22 protein-coding genes are annotated in these 17,914 nt (G+C 38.7%); 5 read left to right on the forward strand and 17 right to left on the reverse strand.

The window, feature by feature from the left end; genetic code table 11:
- Positions 1–37 precede the first annotated feature (37 nt).
- From JSQ81_RS06160 to JSQ81_RS06170, 3 genes are read left to right on the forward strand one after another with little or no spacing between them, the layout of a single operon-like run.
- Positions 38–637: a branched-chain amino acid aminotransferase gene (locus JSQ81_RS06160; protein WP_212606826.1), complete on the forward strand. Its 600-nt coding sequence runs from the start codon at positions 38–40 to the stop codon at positions 635–637.
- Positions 634–1,575 carry a TRM11 family SAM-dependent methyltransferase gene (locus tag JSQ81_RS06165; protein WP_212606827.1) on the forward strand — a complete coding sequence of 314 codons (942 nt, stop codon included), beginning with the start codon at positions 634–636 and terminating at the stop codon, positions 1,573–1,575. Before JSQ81_RS06160 ends, JSQ81_RS06165 begins: the two co-directional genes overlap by 4 nt.
- Complete coding sequence (locus JSQ81_RS06170) at positions 1,562–1,753, forward strand: hypothetical protein (protein ID WP_212606828.1); 192 nt, start codon at positions 1,562–1,564, stop codon at positions 1,751–1,753. Before JSQ81_RS06165 ends, JSQ81_RS06170 begins: the two co-directional genes overlap by 14 nt.
- A gap of 1 nt (position 1,754) precedes the next feature.
- Here JSQ81_RS06170 and JSQ81_RS06175 read toward each other — a convergent pair whose 3' ends face one another.
- From JSQ81_RS06175 to JSQ81_RS06205, 7 genes are all read right to left on the reverse strand, one after another.
- Entirely contained in the window at positions 1,755–1,937 is a 183-nt protein-coding gene (locus JSQ81_RS06175) for a PspC domain-containing protein (protein WP_212606829.1), read from the reverse strand.
- Between the two features lie 85 nt (positions 1,938–2,022).
- Positions 2,023–2,346: an ArsR/SmtB family transcription factor gene (locus JSQ81_RS06180; RefSeq protein ID WP_212606830.1), complete on the reverse strand. Its 324-nt coding sequence runs from the start codon at positions 2,344–2,346 to the stop codon at positions 2,023–2,025.
- Positions 2,347–2,775 (reverse strand): SRPBCC family protein, encoded by a 429-nt coding sequence (locus JSQ81_RS06185; RefSeq protein WP_212606831.1) that lies wholly within the window; start codon positions 2,773–2,775, stop codon positions 2,347–2,349.
- 167 nt (positions 2,776–2,942) lie between these two features.
- On the reverse strand, positions 2,943–4,331 hold the full coding sequence (locus JSQ81_RS06190) for a leucyl aminopeptidase family protein (protein WP_212606832.1): 1,389 nt from the start codon (positions 4,329–4,331) through the stop codon (positions 2,943–2,945).
- Positions 4,332–4,533: 202 nt separating this feature from the next.
- Positions 4,534–4,998 (reverse strand): GNAT family N-acetyltransferase, encoded by a 465-nt coding sequence (locus JSQ81_RS06195; protein ID WP_212606833.1) that lies wholly within the window; start codon positions 4,996–4,998, stop codon positions 4,534–4,536.
- 348 nt (positions 4,999–5,346) lie between these two features.
- Entirely contained in the window at positions 5,347–6,321 is a 975-nt protein-coding gene (locus tag JSQ81_RS06200) for a proline dehydrogenase family protein (protein WP_212606834.1), read from the reverse strand.
- A gap of 110 nt (positions 6,322–6,431) precedes the next feature.
- Positions 6,432–6,959, reverse strand: coding sequence for a helix-turn-helix domain-containing protein (locus tag JSQ81_RS06205; RefSeq protein ID WP_212606835.1), 528 nt, complete (start codon positions 6,957–6,959; stop codon positions 6,432–6,434).
- 122 nt (positions 6,960–7,081) lie between these two features.
- Between JSQ81_RS06205 and JSQ81_RS06210 the strand changes: the two genes are divergently transcribed.
- The gene (locus tag JSQ81_RS06210; protein WP_212606836.1) at positions 7,082–8,359 is read left to right on the forward strand and encodes an MFS transporter; all 1,278 of its coding nucleotides are present in this window, start codon (positions 7,082–7,084) and stop codon (positions 8,357–8,359) included.
- 216 nt (positions 8,360–8,575) lie between these two features.
- The gene (locus tag JSQ81_RS06215) at positions 8,576–9,565 is read left to right on the forward strand and encodes an ornithine cyclodeaminase family protein (RefSeq protein ID WP_212606837.1); all 990 of its coding nucleotides are present in this window, start codon (positions 8,576–8,578) and stop codon (positions 9,563–9,565) included.
- Between the two features lie 51 nt (positions 9,566–9,616).
- Here the strand turns inward: JSQ81_RS06215 and JSQ81_RS06220 are convergent, their stop codons facing one another.
- From JSQ81_RS06220 to JSQ81_RS06265, 10 genes are all read right to left on the reverse strand, one after another.
- Positions 9,617–10,033, reverse strand: coding sequence for an SRPBCC family protein (locus JSQ81_RS06220; protein ID WP_212606838.1), 417 nt, complete (start codon positions 10,031–10,033; stop codon positions 9,617–9,619).
- Positions 10,030–10,356, reverse strand: a complete 327-nt coding sequence (locus JSQ81_RS06225; RefSeq protein ID WP_212606839.1) for an ArsR/SmtB family transcription factor — start codon at positions 10,354–10,356, stop codon at positions 10,030–10,032. Before JSQ81_RS06225 ends, JSQ81_RS06220 begins: the two co-directional genes overlap by 4 nt.
- A gap of 292 nt (positions 10,357–10,648) precedes the next feature.
- On the reverse strand, positions 10,649–11,590 hold the full coding sequence (locus JSQ81_RS06230) for an anti sigma factor C-terminal domain-containing protein (RefSeq protein WP_212606840.1): 942 nt from the start codon (positions 11,588–11,590) through the stop codon (positions 10,649–10,651).
- Positions 11,583–12,089 (reverse strand): RNA polymerase sigma factor, encoded by a 507-nt coding sequence (locus tag JSQ81_RS06235; protein WP_212606841.1) that lies wholly within the window; start codon positions 12,087–12,089, stop codon positions 11,583–11,585. Before JSQ81_RS06235 ends, JSQ81_RS06230 begins: the two co-directional genes overlap by 8 nt.
- Before the next feature lie 387 nt (positions 12,090–12,476).
- Positions 12,477–12,983 carry a GNAT family N-acetyltransferase gene (locus JSQ81_RS06240; protein WP_371812540.1) on the reverse strand — a complete coding sequence of 169 codons (507 nt, stop codon included), beginning with the start codon at positions 12,981–12,983 and terminating at the stop codon, positions 12,477–12,479.
- 193 nt (positions 12,984–13,176) lie between these two features.
- Complete coding sequence (locus tag JSQ81_RS06245) at positions 13,177–13,446, reverse strand: hypothetical protein (protein ID WP_212606843.1); 270 nt, start codon at positions 13,444–13,446, stop codon at positions 13,177–13,179.
- Positions 13,447–13,670: 224 nt separating this feature from the next.
- Positions 13,671–14,069 (reverse strand): VOC family protein, encoded by a 399-nt coding sequence (locus tag JSQ81_RS06250; RefSeq protein ID WP_212607571.1) that lies wholly within the window; start codon positions 14,067–14,069, stop codon positions 13,671–13,673.
- 248 nt (positions 14,070–14,317) lie between these two features.
- A complete protein-coding gene (gene ltrA / locus JSQ81_RS06255; protein ID WP_212606844.1) occupies positions 14,318–16,114 on the reverse strand; it encodes a group II intron reverse transcriptase/maturase in 1,797 nt (598 codons plus the stop codon).
- 752 nt (positions 16,115–16,866) lie between these two features.
- Entirely contained in the window at positions 16,867–17,388 is a 522-nt protein-coding gene (locus JSQ81_RS06260; RefSeq protein WP_212606845.1) for a GrpB family protein, read from the reverse strand.
- 157 nt (positions 17,389–17,545) lie between these two features.
- A complete protein-coding gene (locus tag JSQ81_RS06265) occupies positions 17,546–17,911 on the reverse strand; it encodes a hypothetical protein (RefSeq protein ID WP_212606846.1) in 366 nt (121 codons plus the stop codon).
- Positions 17,912–17,914: the final 3 nt, after the last annotated feature.

Consider the following 17,914-nt stretch of genomic DNA (forward strand, 5'->3'; position numbering starts at 1 on the left):
ATAGGATAGACTACGGAAGAATAAGGAGTGAACCTACATGCTAAAAAAACAATTGGAACAATATATAGCAGAGCTATTACTAAATGACCCAGAAAAAATCGAATTACATAAAGTAGAAAAAGAATATGCAGAAAAACACCAACTCTTGCCTGCTGGTGTTGAAGTCGTTCTACAGGATGCCGCTTCTCGCTTTTCAGATGCTTATTTGGAGCGATGCGAAAAAGAAACGGTTGCCCTCATAATTGTAGAAACGCCTAAGTTTTTGGATGAAAAAATTGAACATTTGCATACGCGTATGAATGAATTCTTATACGTCGAATCAAAATCATTTGATCTTGTCGGTGTCGATGCCGTTTCGTTAGAAGTTGATGATGTGTTCGGAACTTACACAGCGATGTTCGGACTGAAAATGAAAAAGAAATATGAATCACGGATAAAAGAGTATTTGGATGCGAATTTATCTGGTGAAGCAGGAAAATATAGCGTGGCTTTCTCCGGAAAAGATGGTTTATTTGATATGAATTTCGCACTGAGTTATGCAGCTGGTTTTAATGAAGAAATGACATTTTTAGATGCTTATGACCTCATCTACTCATTCGTCTTTTCAATGGTTGCGGAAATCGAGGATGCTGAATGACCAGTCCTGAATTTATTTATACTTATGTACGGCACGGGGATGAATACGATTTATGCCAATTAGAAATGCGTTCTTTTTTTGGATTTGATTCGAAATCGAATGTATTGTTAGGCGATGTTGAGATCAATCCTAGCCGGAGTCCTTTTATGAAAGAGCGGCTTGAAGTGTTATATGATGCTAATAGTTGGGAGAGTCTTGTCCAACAAGTTGGGCAACTGGATGTTTCGGGTACGACTTTTAAAGTTGTTTGCATGAATACGATGGATTTGGACGGGACGAAAAAGATTGAACATGCGAATCGACGTAAAATCGAGCGTGAAATCGGATTGCAGATTAACGGCGAACCTGATTTGTTTCATCCTGAAACTGTATATGGATTTTTGGTGCTGGATGAGCACTGGTATTTCGGGAAGTATGTTGAGAGCGAATCAGTTTGGTATCGTCATCAGAATAAACCGCATAGCTATTCTACTGCGCTGAGTACGCGTGTTGCTAGAGCTGTTGCAAATATTGCGGTTCCAAATCCAGACGGGTTAAAAGTGATTGACCCATGTTGCGGAATTGGAAATGTGCTTGTTGAGGCGCTTTCGATGGGAATCGACATTATCGGTCGGGATATTAACCCGCTTGTTATTGAGCCGGCGAAGGAAAATATTGCGTACTTTGGACTTTCTGGAGATGTCGAGCACGGTGCCATTGCAGAAGTTTCGGGAACTTATGATGTCGCGATTATTGATATGCCTTATAATATTTTTTCGGAGGCGACACCTGAGGATCAGCTCGATATTTTGCGACAAGCACGTCGAATTGCTGATAGGGTTATCGTTGTGACGATTGATACGATTGATCATATGATTGAAGAAGTCGGGTTTACGATTTCAGACCGTTGTGAAGCGAAAAAAGGATTGTTTGTGAGGCAAGTGCTTGTTTGTGAGTGAATTGTTGGACCGCGCGGGTTGGTGGCGCGGTTTTTTTGATGGGTTTGGTCGGATTGGAGTGGGCTTTAGTCGTTTGGGTGACAGCTATAGTCGTTTCGATCGCGCTTTAGTCGTTTCGAAGCCGGCTTTGGTCGTTTGCGAGCGTGCTATGGTCGTTTGTGTAATAAGTCCAGTTTGAATCAATAAAGCGATGGGTCAGTTTTTAATAACGCAGCAAGAAGTATATAAACCACGAGTGATCCTGGGATGAAAATAAATAACACTCTTACAATCAAAAGGTTTATTCCGAAAAAATCAGCAATCCCAGCACATACACCAAATAACACTTTTCCCTTTGAAGATTTCATTAATCGATTCAACATAATCCCCTCCTAATTTTCCGACCTACTACGACTACGTTCCAAGCCCTAAATAAGTTTCAAAAAGCCAACTGCGGTTAGTTGGCTTTCATTTATCTTCTTCAACAATCATTTTAAGTTTCTCCAATTTATCATCCCAATACTGTTCATAGAATTCTAACCACTGCTTTAGTGTTTGCAACGGCTTTGCTTCTAATCGATACAACTTTTCTCTGCCTGCTTTTTGTGAACTGACCAACCCTGCTGATTCAAGTATGCCCAGGTGTTTTGTGACCGCAGTTCGGCTCATCGTAAAATGACTGCTTAATGATGCAATCGACAATTGACCTTCAGCTAGTAGTTCGAGTAGTTTACGCCGCGTCGGATCTGCGATTGCTTGAAAAACATCGTATTTTTGTGGTTCTTCCGACATTTATTCCTCAACTACTGTTTTCAGTTTTTGAACGAGACCATCCCATCCACCGGACATACGTGCGCGAACTTCTGAATGTGATTGACCGAATTCGGTTTCTTTGTATTCATCCCAACCTGCATGGATGAGTGTTACTTCCGTTTGTTCAGCTGCTACTTCTATTAATTCAAACGTGATGAGCCATTGGTCTCCCCATTCGAAGGATAAACGGTTTGGTTCGTTTACTTCTGTCACTTTGCATGCAGAATTCCCCCAAGGGCCAGCTTGCAAAATAAATTCTTTTCCTTCTATTGGCTCCATATCGTTGGGCATAAACCATGCACCGATCCCTTCGGCTGTGGCGACATAATTCCAAACTTTTTCGATAGGCGCGTTGATCACTATTTTCTTTACTACTTCGGCGAATTGTTCGTTGTTATTAGTGGACATATTATTTCCTCCCTAGAAATCAAATGAAACCTTTTGGTTGTACATCAACTATATACAACCAAGTGGTTTCATGTCAACTATTATTCACGTTTGCCAAACGCCAACAACAATTAGTGTTCATCAATCAAAAAAGAGTGCTCAGCCATCCAGACTGAGCACTCCCGTTATTACTTCGAAACAAATGTTGTAAAGTCAGCTAATAGTCTTGCGCCATAACCTGTTGCAGACTTTGCATAATAGCCGGATGCTTTACTTTTATCCATGACGCCAGCCATATCGACGTGCAGCCATTTGCTTTCTTTCGGCACGAAGCGGCGAAGGAATAGACCCGCTGTAATTGAACCTGCCACACTTAGTGAACTGATGTTGTTCATGTCCGCGTAGTCGCTATCTAGCGAGTTGTCATATGCTTCAACTAATGGCATTGGCCAGATGAAATCACCGTTTTTGTCGCCGATTTTTTTGATCTCAGCTGATAGTTCCTCGTCTCCGAAGACACCGCCTAATTCAGTTCCGAGTGCATTCACAACTGCGCCTGTCAGTGTTGCGATGTTTACGATATACTCCGCATTTAATTCGCCTGCGCGAATCAATGCATCCGCTAAAATCAGACGGCCTTCTGCGTCGGTGTTTCCTACTTGAACTGTCAAACCGTTTTTGTATGTGATTACTTCGCCCGGAAGAACAGAAGTATTATCCGGCATGTTTTCAACCATTGGTATTAAGACAACGACGTTCGCTTTCGCTTTTGATTTTGCGAGCAATGTCATCGCGCCCGCAACTGCTGCCGCGCCGCCCATGTCCATGCGCATATCGCTTAAGTCTTTGCCGCTCTTCAAGCTGATGCCGCCTGTATCAAAAGTGACGCCTTTTCCGACCAATGCAACGAGTGGCTTCGATTCGTCTCCTTTATAAACAAGTTCGACGAATGCCGGTTTATATGTACTTCCGCGACCGACTGTCAGTACACCGTTCATTTCCATTTCCTCGAGTTTTTCTTTATCCAGCACATTGACTTCAACTTCTGTGCCTTCAAATTGTTTTTTCAATACTTCCGGAAATGTCTCTGGATTCAAGACATTTGATACTTCATTCATAAGATCGCGTGAGAAAGCGGTTGCTTCTGCGCGAATTTCTCCTGTAGTAACGGCTGATTGTACTTGTCCGTCCCCTTCAACTTCTAGCGCAGTACGGAATGGCGTAACGCTTGGTTTATACGTAACAAACTGATAAGCACCGAGATTCCAACCTTCGACAAAAGCGGTAAGAACATCTTCTTTATCTAATTCTGCAAAGCCTCCTGTAATTTCCTCGGCTGCTGCGAATGCTGTTTCTACTTTACGGCTAGCTAAGTCACGTGCAATATTTCCAGCAGTCGCACGAACCTTTTCCAAACTTACCGGTGTTTTTTCGTCATTTTTTACGACCACATAATGTTCATCTTTTAGCAAAACGGAACAATGTCCAGCTGGACTGTTTTTCACGAAATTCTTTACTGTTTCATTTTCAGCAATTGCTGAGTTGCTTTCGAAAATAACTTTGACTTCGTTCGACATTAATAAATTCCCCCATAATTCGTGTTGACAAATTCTGTCTGAAAATTGCCTACACTTATTATAACACTAGCAGACGGTTTCATCTATCGAGTTAGGGTATAAAATTAAAAAAACTGCCTAATTAGATAACGGGTTCTCTTGAGAGGTGCAAAACGTTAAGCAATGTAGTTTGTTAAAGGATAAAGAAGTATCTTTCATAAAATCAAATACACTTCATTTTAAATACATCAATTTTTTCATATTTATCATCAGAAACAGTTTCAACATAAGTCCATCCTCTATTTCTATAATAATCAGACGTATCTTCTGTTCTTAAATAAAGCTCATGAAACCCCAATTCTTTGGCTATATCTATTGTTTTGGCTACTAACTCTTGCCCTATACCTCTACTGCGAAACTCAGGCTTCGTGTATAGAGATGCAAGCCAAGGTTTATACATATCTCTTACCTTTAAATCGTTTTCAAATATTGATACAGTTCCTAAACATTCCCCGTATTCTAACGCTACGAGTGTTATCGGAAATGTATTGTCTTTAGTATTTGAAAAGTGTTGAACAACATCTTCAAATTTCATACCACCTCCCGTTTTTACTACAAATTCCTTATAAATCATTTCAGAAACTTCTTCTATCTTATCGGGATGGTTTAATAAAAAATCAATATCCATTCTAATCCCCCTACTCTTATGTATATTTCATTATTATGTTGAATTGGCCTTGTTCAAATAACCTGCCCCGTACGTTAGTTCAATAATAAATATTTCCTTTATTCTATTATACCGCCAACACTTACAAATTCCCATACAAGTTAAAACCTTCTGTCACTTTAAAGTGTGAGCATCATATCCGATTTTGAATTGGAAGGTTTTTTATCATTTCGTCAACAACGAACTTTCGTTGTTTTATCAAACAAAAAAGCACTGCGAATCGCAGTGCCAATTGATGGTCTAATATCATGTTATTTGCTTGTTTGCACCTCTGAAGAGAACCCGTTACTAATTAGACAGTTTTTCAACCTATTTTCTTTTCGTCAATCTTCCCAATAAAAATGCACCTGCGGCAAGACCAATCATTGTGTTCGTTTTTTTCGTAAAGACTTGCTTCACAATGAGATTTAAGTTTTGTGGTCTTTCTGCAAGACGTCTCATGAAGTACCCGTACCAGTCAATTCCAAAAGGTACATATACGCAGAAGTTATAGCCTTCTTGTGCCAACTCCTGTTGCAAGTCCGTTCTAAATCCATAAAGCATTTGGAATTCAAATTTGTCATTTGAAATATTATTATCTTTAACAAATTGTTTTACATGATTAATGACGTGATGATCATGCGTTGCAATAGAAGTAAACTTTCCATTTAATAAATGCCATTCGATTAACTCGATATAGTTCTCATCGATCACTGCTTTTTCTTGGTAAGCTAGTTCTGCAGGCTCTTTATAAGCGCCTTTTACAATTCGTAAACGGAAGTCTTTATACTTTTCAATATCTTCTTTTGCCCTGAAGAAATAGGCTTGAATAACTGTTCCAACATTATTAAAATCCTTTGATAATGTATCTAAAATATCAAAAGAGGGTTGTAGGCGATCGTGATCTTCCATGTCAAAGTTCACGAAAATATTGTAGCCATTCGCTTTCTCGACAATCTCTCTTAAGTTTTCATAACAAAAGTTATAATCAATATCAAGCCCTAGTTGTGATGGCTTTAATGAAATATGTGCATCCACGCCGTGCGTATGAATGGCTTCAATTACTTCGAGGATGCTGTCCTTTGCCTCAGTTGCCTCTTCTCTTTCATAGACGAATTCGCCTAAATTATCGACCGTACAAGAAATTCCCTGCGCGTTCAGTTTTTTTATACTTTCAATTGTTTCTTCGACATTTGTCCCCGCGACAACGTTCTGAGCACCCATTTTCAGGCCATACTTTTTAGCAGCGCTGTTCAAAAGTTGGTTTTGGGATAACCCCATAAAGAAATCTCTGACTAAAGCCATTGTCATACCCCTTACTTTATAAGTAATTGTAATTTATTGTTTTTCCTACTCTTAATAATATAGCTTCGAACCAATATTTCAAACCTTTTTGTCGAAATATGTTATTTACTTCATTGGTCATAGGATATACATAAGAATCGAACGTCTTCATTTGAATAGTTATACCAATAATGCGGATCCGTCGAATCAAACATAATTGATTCATTCGGATTAAGCGTATGTATTTTTTCATTGACTTGCACGGTCAGTTGTCCTTCAAGCATATAGATGAATTCTTGTCCCGTATGCGTCATTAAACTTTCTTCGCTTTGACCAGGTTTCATCACGATTAACAAAGGTGAAAAAGCAGGCTGATCCACTCCGCCGCTTAAATCTTGGTAATAAAATTGATTCTCCGATAATCGTGTCGTGAAGGAGTCCATTTGATTCGTATTCTCTTGTTGAAAAAAATAACTTGGGTTGACTCCGAGAGCCAGTGAAATTTTTTTGAGCGATTTCAAAGTTGCTGAAGACTTACCTCTTTCTAGTTGTGATAAAAAACTAATCGAAAGCTCAGTATCCTCAGACAAATTTTTCAGCGTCATCTTGTTTTGCTGTCGTATTTCTTTAATCGCGCTACCCAAGTTTTCTTTTTGCAATAAATTCTCCTCCTAGAAAATAACTGTTGACGGAATATTATAATACCATTATGATGAATTTAGTTCAAATTGAAGTAGCACTTCAATTACTAATTCGTGTTTCAAACAAAGGGGGAAATTATATGGATCAGAAAAAGATGAATCGTGTACTTGTCGCAAGTCTTGTTGGTAGCTCAATCGAATGGTTCGACTACTTTTTGTACGGCACTGTTGCCGCACTAGTATTTAACCAAGTTTTCTTCGTTACAGAAGATCCGGCAATCGGTACGATTCTTGCGTTTGCATCATTCGCATTGGCGTTTTTCATCCGTCCATTTGGGGGAATTATCTTCAGCCATATCGGAGATAGAATTGGACGAAAGAAAACATTGGTACTGACGCTCAGCATTATGGGAATCGCAACATTTGGAATGGGTTTATTACCTACATATCAAGCAATCGGCATTTGGGCGCCGATTCTATTAATCACTTTACGTTTGATCCAAGGATTAGGGATTGGCGGAGAATGGGGCGGTGCATTATTATTAGCCGTTGAATATGCACCAGCAGAAAAACGTGGACTTTATGGTAGTATTCCGCAAATGGGAATTACGATCGGAATGCTTCTTGGAACGATTGCATTGTCAATTATGACGCTACTTCCTGAAGGGTCGTTCATGACTTGGGGATGGCGTGTTCCGTTTATATTAAGTGCGTTATTAGTTGTATTTGGACTTTGGGTGCGTAAAGGAATTGACGAAACACCGTCCTTTAAAAATGTTCAGGAAAAAGGAGAAATACCAAAAATCCCTCTTTTCACGACATTAAAAACACATTGGCGCGAGGTATTGATTGCCATTGGTGCAAAAGTTGTTGAGACAGCACCATTTTATATTTTCAGTACGTTCGTTGTTTCCTATGCAACGACGAACTTAGGATTCTCTCGTACTGCAATATTGAATTCTGTAATGATCGGAACAATTGTCACAACGATTTTAATCCCGGTTATGGGCGCTTTGTCTGACCGTGTCGGAAGAAAACCATTATATGTTTATGGAACAATCGCGATGGCAATTTATGCGTTCCCGTACTTTTGGTTGGTGAATCAAGAATCAGTAGCACTTCTTGTCATTGCAACAGTCCTAGGTCTTGGTATCATTTGGGCGCCGATTACTGCTGTTCTCGGAACCATGTTCTCTGAAATCTTCTCGGCAGAAGTTCGTTATACGGGTATTTCACTCGGCTATCAAATTGGTGCGGCAGTCGCCGGCGGAACAGCACCTTTAGTCGCCGCAACACTGTTGTTAAAATTCAATAATTCTTATATACCTGTTGCGCTGTACATTATTTTCACAGCAGTCATTTCGCTGCTTGCGATTTGGGCGGTTAAAGATCGCCGCGGACAAGAGTTAGATATTTAAGAACAAAAGCGCAAGGCGCCCGTCTAGCCCCGACAGGCATAAGCCAATCAAGCGGCGTGGCGATTTGTGCCGAGGAAGAATGCAACTCAATTCTTCCCAGCTTGATTGGCTTATGACCCGAGGGGCTGGCGCCTGGAGCTAGACGTGAAATTAAAAGATATCTACAGTCAGTAAATTATAGTACGCCAAGCAATTAATCAGAAAAGGATGAACTCAATGCTTTTATTGAATGAAAAAGAAATACAAACAATTTATGGGATGAAAGAAGCTTTACGGGATGTTGAAAAAGTTCTTCATGCGAAAGCGAACGAAAAAGTCGAGAACCCCGTGCGTACTGTTTTGGAGTTTCCAGAACATGAAGCCTCCTCTCTTTACATGCCAAGCTCAGATTTGGTGGATGAAATTGCAACGGTGAAAGTAGTGACGATTTTCCCGAAAAATCCTGCTGTCGGAAAGCCTACAACACAAGGAGTCGTTCTTGTGACCGATGCGCAAAACGGGGAACATTTAGCCTTGATGAATGCTTCTTATTTAACACGTTTACGTACAGGTGCGCTAAGTGGATTGGCGACAGCGAAATTGTCGCTGACTGATTCCTCCGTTCTTACCGTTATCGGAACAGGCGGAATGGCATTTGAACAAGTGCTAGGTGTCCTTGAAGTTCGTGATATCAAAGAAATTTTGTTGGTAAATCCGACTGAAGAAAAAGCGGTTAAGTTCGGTGAAAAACTTCGCGATTTTGGAATTAAAGATGATATCGTGATTTCGATTGAGCGAGATGTCTCAGCGGCAGTTAAACAGGCTGATATTATTTGTTGCAGCACCCGATCATCTGAACCTGTATTTGATGGTAACGATGTAAAACCGGGCACGCATGTAAACGGCGTGGGATCGTATTTGCCTCATATGAGAGAAGTCGATTTCCAATTCCTCAAACGTGCTAGTAAAATTGTCGTCGATGATTTACATGGCGTTACGGAAGAAGCTGGCGAATTAATACACGCAGCGAAGCAGCCTGATTGGTCATTTGATGACATTCACGGCGAGTTGACGGATTTGATAACCGAGGTTGTAGATTCTCGTACTGACGACGAAGAAATTACTTTCTTTAAATCTGTTGGAGCTGCTTATTTTGATTTGGCGGTTGCTAAAGGGGTTTATCAGAAAGCGGAAAATGAAGATATTGGGATTCGATTCGAAATTTGATTGATGAAAGGCCGCCATTTTGTTTAATGGCGGCCTTTTTTATGATCTTTATTATTGGTTTGCTAACACTTTTTCCAGCTTGGTCCCCATACTCGTCCAGCCATATTTAGCTCCCTCGATGGCTCCTTCTTGTGCTTTTGTCGCCTCGCTAAATCCGGATTGATCGAGATGCAAATTAACAGTTCCATCGGATGCCTCTTTTAAAGTCCATGTAACAGTCGTAGTTTCACCAGCGCTTGCCCATGTGTAAGATAATCGATTTGGCTCGTCTACTTCAAGCACTTCACCGTCTACAATGCCATCCCACCATTCGGAAGGCTCCGCGCGAAACTGAAATTTATGTCCGACGACTGCTTTAAAATCATTATCCCAAATCCACTCTTTAAGCAAGTCCGATTCTGTTAATGCGGTCCACACTTGTTGGATCGTACTTGTAAATTGAAAATCTAATGATACATCTGGCTTCATTTTTTTTCCTCCAATAAAAGATTTAGTTTTGCTATTCTTTGTTTCCAAAAATCTTCATAAAAAGATACCCAATCTTGTATTTCTTTCAAAGGCTCGGCATTCAACCGATACCTCGTTTCTCTGCCAACCTTCCGGGCGCTCACAAGATCCGCATCTCTAAGAATGGCTAAATGTTTAGATACTGCTGTACGCCCCATTTGGAAATGAATTGTTAATTCATGAAGTGGTAATTCTTCAACACCTGACAGTATTTGAATTAACTTTCTCCTTGTTGGATCCGCGACAGCTTCATACACATCTCTTTTGGGGTTTTTCCTGTTCACTATCACTCCCCCCTGATTTGCACGACTCGAATACGACACTTAATGGTGTCTCATCTATAATTTATAATACGACACCATTTGGTGACGTGTCAAGTTTTCCCTTCATGAATTATTTTTAGACAAAATTCTATTACTAAAGTTATTTAATTGATCCACTTTCGAACCAATTTTTTCCTCTAGACTAATGCCGCATTTATCGTTCTGATGCTAAATAATCTTTTGAAATAAAAAAAGATCGCCAGATTGACGATCTCTATACTCAACAAACGCCACCTTTCCAAAATGGAATCCGTCAATAATTATCAATTACTCCACCTAATGAAGATGCTTTAATGAACGGCTTTTTGATAACTTCTTCTATCTCATTCTTTGTACCATAAATGACTACCCCTAATATTTCTACGTCATCTATACTTATATTTTTCATTATGTCGTGGACGTGCTGATGTTCTTTAGAAAAACTTGTTTGCAAATGATTTAAAAAGTCCTTATATTCATCCTCCAAATTAACACTCGAAAAAACGGCTGAATTTGTAGAAAAACCTAAGGCTTCATTTTCTCCAATAAAAGTCGATGACCAATCATGTTCTTTCGCCTCTTGTTGGAATTTTTTTAGTTCACTTTCATTATAAGTATTCATCCAAAACCAGCTCATTTCAGGAAGTTCATATAAAGGCAGTTCACTTTGCTTGTACGGCTTATCAAAAGAGAGGGCTACCTCGTAAATTTTATCCCCTTCCATACGATTAATCAGATCTTCATCATTTTTATATTTTTTATATGCGACATCTGGATGAAAAAACATCAGGTCCCGCCAGCCATTTTCTTTATATCCAAATTGCCAATCGTCGCCAGTGATTCCTACCATACCCCCAGCCCCACGTGAAATTAATAAAGATGGTGTTAGACCAAATTGATATTGTTTTTGTTCGATAACGACTGCCTTTATTTTCATATCCTTAGAAATTTTATAATTGCTCTGTCCACCTAATATACCTGTTGAATCCACTGTTTCACTGATGTAGCCATTTGGTGTACTTAGACGAACGTATGAATCCCATTGCTTAAATGCCTTTTCGCTAAAGTAAGCAGATATAGCGAAGTTGACTATATTGAGAACAACAAAAACCATAATTGAAACAAAAACAATCGTGATAATCGTCTTTCTTTTGCCTTTTTTTATTGCCTTATTTATCTTCTTATCATCAAAAACATCCTCTGTAAATTCATCCATGTAAATTCCTCCACTTCTCTTGAAAGTCCTTTCTTGCCCGAAATAAATAGGTTCTAACTGTTTCTTTCTTCATTCCTAGTAATAGGGAGATTTCATTATAACTAAGCTCAAGCTCATATTTTAATACAAGTAGTTGACTATATACTTCCTTCATCTCCTCTAATGTAGATGAAATTTCCTGATTCATTTCTATATTTAAGACACTTGACTCAGTATCTTGATCGCTAGCAAAATTATTCCAGAAACGATGATCATTAATTGAAATTACTTGTTCCTTTCCTTTTTTCCTCAACTTCTTTTTGAATTCATTCATAGCAATGGTGAAAGTATATGACAGGGCTTTATCGGATGAAACACCGCTACTATAAGCAATATATTTCATATAACTTTCTTGAACAATATCTTCCGCATCTTCATGACTACAGCCATTCTTTTTTAAATAAAAATAAATCATTCTCGCCTGTTTGTTATATATTTCTAATAAAAACTGAGATTCCATAGCTCCTCCTTTCAAACGCCCTTCATTAATAAAGAGTCTTTTTAATGAAAAAGGTTTACAACAAAACGAAAAGAAAATTTAGTGGCTGACAAAGTCCAAGCCTATGTAATAATATATTTACATTCATGAAACATTTACCCGAAATAAAAAAGCTACTCTCCCTATTGAAGAATAGCACACACTTCATAGCAATATTTTCAAATCAACCAATGACAATCTGCAATTTGCCCCGCTTCTTAAGAACTTACTTATCCTAATTAAAGTTTTCTAGATTCCGGGAATTAAAATAATCCTTTCCATCCCGTCTAATGTACTTTGAAAGGCATAAACAGGATATGGACGCGATGTCTATTTCATCAATTGCGCCATATTATCGTGGAAGATTAATTATTTTTTGTCTGAATGCCACTTCAAAAACATTTCTCTCTCTATTACATTCAAAATGCAAGGTGAATTCACTTGCGATTCTAATTTACTATGTTCCTCTGGAAACTCTGACTGTACACCAATTCTAATATAAGGCAGATTCTCCTGCGCCTTTTGAGAACGGACATTTGATAACTTTGCTCCTGCAAATACATATTCTAAATCCAATACTGTAAAGGCGATATATAGAATTTCTGATTTGGCTAAAGCGTTATAACCTTTTCCCCAATATTGATGCCCTATCCAAGTGCCGATATGACAAGTTTTATTGATGTCATCAATGTCTTTTAGTGTTATTACGCCAATTAAATTTTCGGTTTCATCAAGGATGACTCTTGAATATTGCTTTCCTAGGCTTTCTTGCATTTGAATAAACTTTATAAAATCAAGAGTACCTTCAAGTGAAGTTTGGTCATTTGTAAGTCCTAATGCATCTTTTACCTGGGGTGCTGACGAAAGTGCTGACATTGATTTTGCATAGATTTTATTATGTGGCAATAATGAAACCTTTAACAATCTTATCCCCCCTAAAAATATTGATATTTAAATCTCTATCTAACAATCAATCTGGCCCTATTGCGGCAAATACTTATTCATTTATCGCGCCCGTTTGCTGAAAGTCCTTCTATGCTTTCAACATTTGCTTACGACTAGCGTTTTTTCAGTTGCTTGCTTTCATTTGATGAGAGGGAACTAATACATTATCAACAAATATTTTACAGTGGATACTAAAAAAACCGCCAATTGTCACCTTTATGTTCTTAGATTCATTACTGTCATTTCTTAATTTTCCAGTTAAAGTCGCTCTTAAAGCCAGGCCAATATTTTCATCCTGCAATTCACCATTTACATATAATTTTTCACCAGCAAACCATCTATTCTCCACTAGTATTTGATGACCGTCATAGGTAGCTTCAAATATCTTCTTCATATCACCACTCCCTCCGTAAGTTTAGCCCTGCCGCTTTTATTAATTGAAATACACAAAAACATCATAACATTCCCACTACTAGAGCCACGTTTCAGAGTACAAAAAGTTTCGAAATACTTATCTAACAATCTGGCCCGTTTGTGCGATATGGACGCAATCTTATTAAGCAATCGCGCCCTTTAGTTGAGGAAAGGCCGCTTTTATAGACTAACAAACTAACCAACTTACTTAGCCGTCGTCCCATGAACTCTTTTTATTGTTTCGTCTCGTTCATTTTCATCCAAATATTCGAATAAACCCAATCGATTCCCCCAAGGATCTGTAAAGCTTCCCCATATTACAGGAACCTCTTTTCTTGAATATATTTCAAAAGGCTCAATATTTAATTCCTTAAGCATTCTATCCTTTTCAGCCTCTATATCCATCACACCCATACGTAAAGGGCCGCTACCTTCTGTTGGCGTTCCTTCAGCTACCTGTAACCAACTCCCGGGCACGAGCTCAAATTCAACAAATCCTTCATGAGGTACAAAATCAGGCTCTTTATTCAGTAGTGACATGTACCATTTCTTCCCATTTTCAAAGTCTGAAACACGAACTTGCACGGTCGTTTCAATAACCATCATAATTAAACATTGACTTTTATCTACTTCTACACAGTTGTATACATTCCTTCTTCACTGATTCTCAACAAAATAGCCCGATTCTGGAAGATGCAATCTATTCAATTATGTTTGCAATAGGTAAACCTTTGAAATTATCTCCAGTTTTTCCCCTGCTCCGCACGAAGCATGCGAGTTTCCCCGCACTTCGCGGTCCATCTACCGATGTATACTAGATTATAAGTTCTTCGTTACTATTAGACGTGAGATTAATCTACCGTTTCAAGCCTACATTCCATTCGATATTGATTCAGTTTCTTTATCATAGAAGCAGTTAAACCGAATTTCTGTATCTCTGACGAGATAATTCCTGTATTTTTACGATGTATCAGTCGGTGTATGTCTTTATGGAGAACTCTTAAGTTATTGAACTTATCCGTTCCTCCAAGATGTGTTGGTGTATAATGATGGCAGTGAACTTCGTGAGCGGTTAAACTCCAACCTGTGATTTCGCATTTACCCATTTTCATACTGAAACGGCTAAGGCGGTTATCCATATATTCAACCGTTCTGTCTGGAAGCTTTGCTTTCATTAATCTGCTGATTTCTAAAATGACATTCGGCTTTAATTTATCGTAAATTCTCTTTCTGCCTTCCTCCGTATAAAGAGAAAGCTTACGGCTAAAGTTCATGGCATTTACAGTTTTAACATCTCCAATCGGGAATAAGTGGACTCCTGCGATTTTGAACGTTTTCACTTTCGTGCTATAGAACTTTTTATATGCCGGGCTAGGATTGATTGGATGCCCATATTTTCCTACAGGACGAAGGCGGTTATACAGAAAGGCTTTTAATTCATAGGCGAGACGTGAGAACTCCAGGTTTACATGAGTAGCTCGGTTAAAGTAATTGTGAATACCTAAAACAAAACTGTTGAAACGTAATGCATTTTGAGTGGTAGGCGACTTCTTTATCCTTTGGATATGAAGTTTAGTCTGTTCTTTTAATTTCTCTTGTTTCTTCTTTTTAATGCCCGTATGGGCAACTCTTTTGGTTCTCTTTGCATTCGCTTTAATCGTAAATCCCAAGAACTCGGATTCTCTCTTTCGCAAATTTACGATTTGCGATTTTTCTGGAGATATATCTAGTTTTAACCGTTCTTTGAGGTATAGCTTGACCGCATGGTACCACTTTTGAGCAGTTTTCCCATCTCGACAAAGGATTTTAAAGTCATCCGCATAACGGACGAGATATCCTTCTTTGAGGTTAGTACGCTTCTTAGCGTATCTTTCTCCAACTCTTGATTTGTAATTTTTCGAAAGAGGGAAAAGCTCCCATTGATCAGCTACCCATTGGTCTAAGTCGTTTAATACTATGTTCGATAATAGAGTTGATAGCAACCCGCCCTGCGGAACGCCTTTGGACGGCACACCTTCAGTGTCAATCTCGGCTTTTAGCATTTTAGATATGCAAGTAAGTACTTTTCTATCATGAATGCCTAAGTTCCATAATTGTTTGATGAGAAGTGCGTGATTCACATTATCAAAGAAACTCTTTATATCGATATCAACCACATAATGTAGCTGCGAGTGGTTGATAAGAAATTGTATTCTCGCTATAGCATGATGGGCAGACCTTAACGGTCTGAAGCCATAACTATGATTATAGAAATGGGCTTCAGCAATTGGCTCAAGAACTTGTTTAAAACATTGTTGAATAATCCGGTCAAGCATACAAGGGATTCCAAGGGGTCTTTGTCCACCACTTTCCTTTTCAATCCATTTTCTTCTGACTTTCTTGGGTCGATAATTTTCCAGTTTTGTTTGGATGGTTTTCACCAATTCATTTTCCGAAAGCTCTTTGATGTCATTGATGGTTTTGCCATCTGTACCTGGTGTTTTGGAACCTTTATTCGATTTGATTGTACGAAAAGCCAAAAGAATGTTTTCTCTCGATACGATGATGTCGTAAAGATGACTGAACGTATCCTTATTACAAGACTTTTCGTATAAATCGGTAAAAGTTTCCGTCATATTGTAGTAATCCCAATATCTCAAAGTTGACACTGTGGCATCCCTCCCAATGAGTGATGTTCCCACATTCCTACCCGATCGGTGTCATTCACGTGAAGAAAATAATCGTTCTAAATCGTTAGACTTGGGGCTGTTCCTCCACTCCCATTACAGGAGTTTCACAGGTCGTACCCCTACCTTCACAAGAGCAAGTGCATTTCGGTTCTAACCTTATAGCAAACGTTTCGGATGACAGCCCTTGTTTCAACGTCCCTTGATTCCCAAGTCCCTTACAACGTAGCTATCCGTTCTAGACGTAGGTGCTTCCTTTAAGCCTGCGAGCTGGATACCGCCATTGTTCGGTATAGCATATTTCAGAGGGCGCAATTTTACTTTACACCACTCGCCCCATCGTAAGATGGGCCATAGCTTTACACTATGTTCTAACTTTAGACCCGTACATTCGGAAAATTTGTCAGTTCCTTTAGAGTGGAACATTCTCACCGTATCTAGTTTTTCAGCCATCCGGCATATCAGTTAACGTACCTTCTCCATAGGAGTGGCTTTAGCCTTCCTTCTGCCGACTTTACCTGAGCTTCGTACCACAATGAACTGTCATTCATGAAGCACGCAGGAATCTTAATGGGATAGTTTCCGAAAACGTGGTTTCATCATTCCTATCCTCCGTTGTAAAGTTAAAGCTTATTTCAAAACTTCCTGTGTTTCACGCCAGGAGGCGTTTATCACAGAACTTGTCGCGCGCGCCCGTTAGTTGAAAAATTGTATATTCAAACGTAGAATAACTTTTAGTCATTTCTATTTATATCGGTTTTCAATCTCTTGAATTCTGGAGTCTGTATTATCTTGCTAAAGAAATCATTTTTCGCTCCCCTATAAGCTTCCATACATTTTCCTTCAAACTTCCTTTTCAATTCGTCATACTCTGTTCTGTATTGATCATTTTGCAGTAAAATATCTCGAAACTTCCAGAAGAAATCAAATTCTGAACCTATAATAGTCAATTGTATACCTAATGGTGGAATACCTGTATCGTCTTTAAATGCCCTAAACTCACTTGTTTTTATACTTTCATCGTTGGATTCATAGACGGAAGAGAGTGATTCGACAGCTTGAATAAATTGAATTTTAGAAACGCGAACCTGTATATCTAAATCTCCCTTAGTAAGGCTGTTTGGTATAGCAGTACTACCAACGTGTTGCACGTCGGCGCGTGGAATAAGTTCTTGAATTAGGTCTCTATGAGAGGTGAAAGTTTTCTCTACATCACGTTTAAAACATTTTTGATTATAAAAGCTTACTTGTTCCATCGAATCCCTCTTTTCCACATTACTCTGCATTTTTAACCAATAAAATTAAATGCATAGGCAGTAGAACCCCCCTTGTATAATTGGGTTTGTTTTCAACCTACACTAATGCCATCTAATACCTCTAGTATTTCTTTTTCAAATGGCACACTATCTGAATTTATCTCTTGTTCATGCACATTATTAGTATATTTCCCTTCTCAAACGTACTAGCTGATACCAGTTCCATTGCTGCAGTCTTTTCATCAAACTCCTTTGTAGCTTTCTCACATTCAATTTCTGTTTCGAATTCAAAGATAAAAAATGGTTTTTCACTTAATTCATATGTTTTTGGTTTCACATTTCTTAGTTTTGACCCAAAGACGTTCTGCGGAAATTCAGCTTCCGCCAAATTAACACCATTCTCTTGTAATGCTTTTACTACTTCCTCTTCAGTAATATGGGAACTATCATTTACATGAATAGATTGGCAGGAAACTAAGAGTAACAGTAAACATAAACTAAAAATCTTTTTCAGTTCGTCCACCTC

This window comes from Sporosarcina sp. Marseille-Q4063, assembly GCF_018309085.1.
In the GTDB taxonomy this organism is placed as follows: domain Bacteria; phylum Bacillota; class Bacilli; order Bacillales_A; family Planococcaceae; genus Sporosarcina.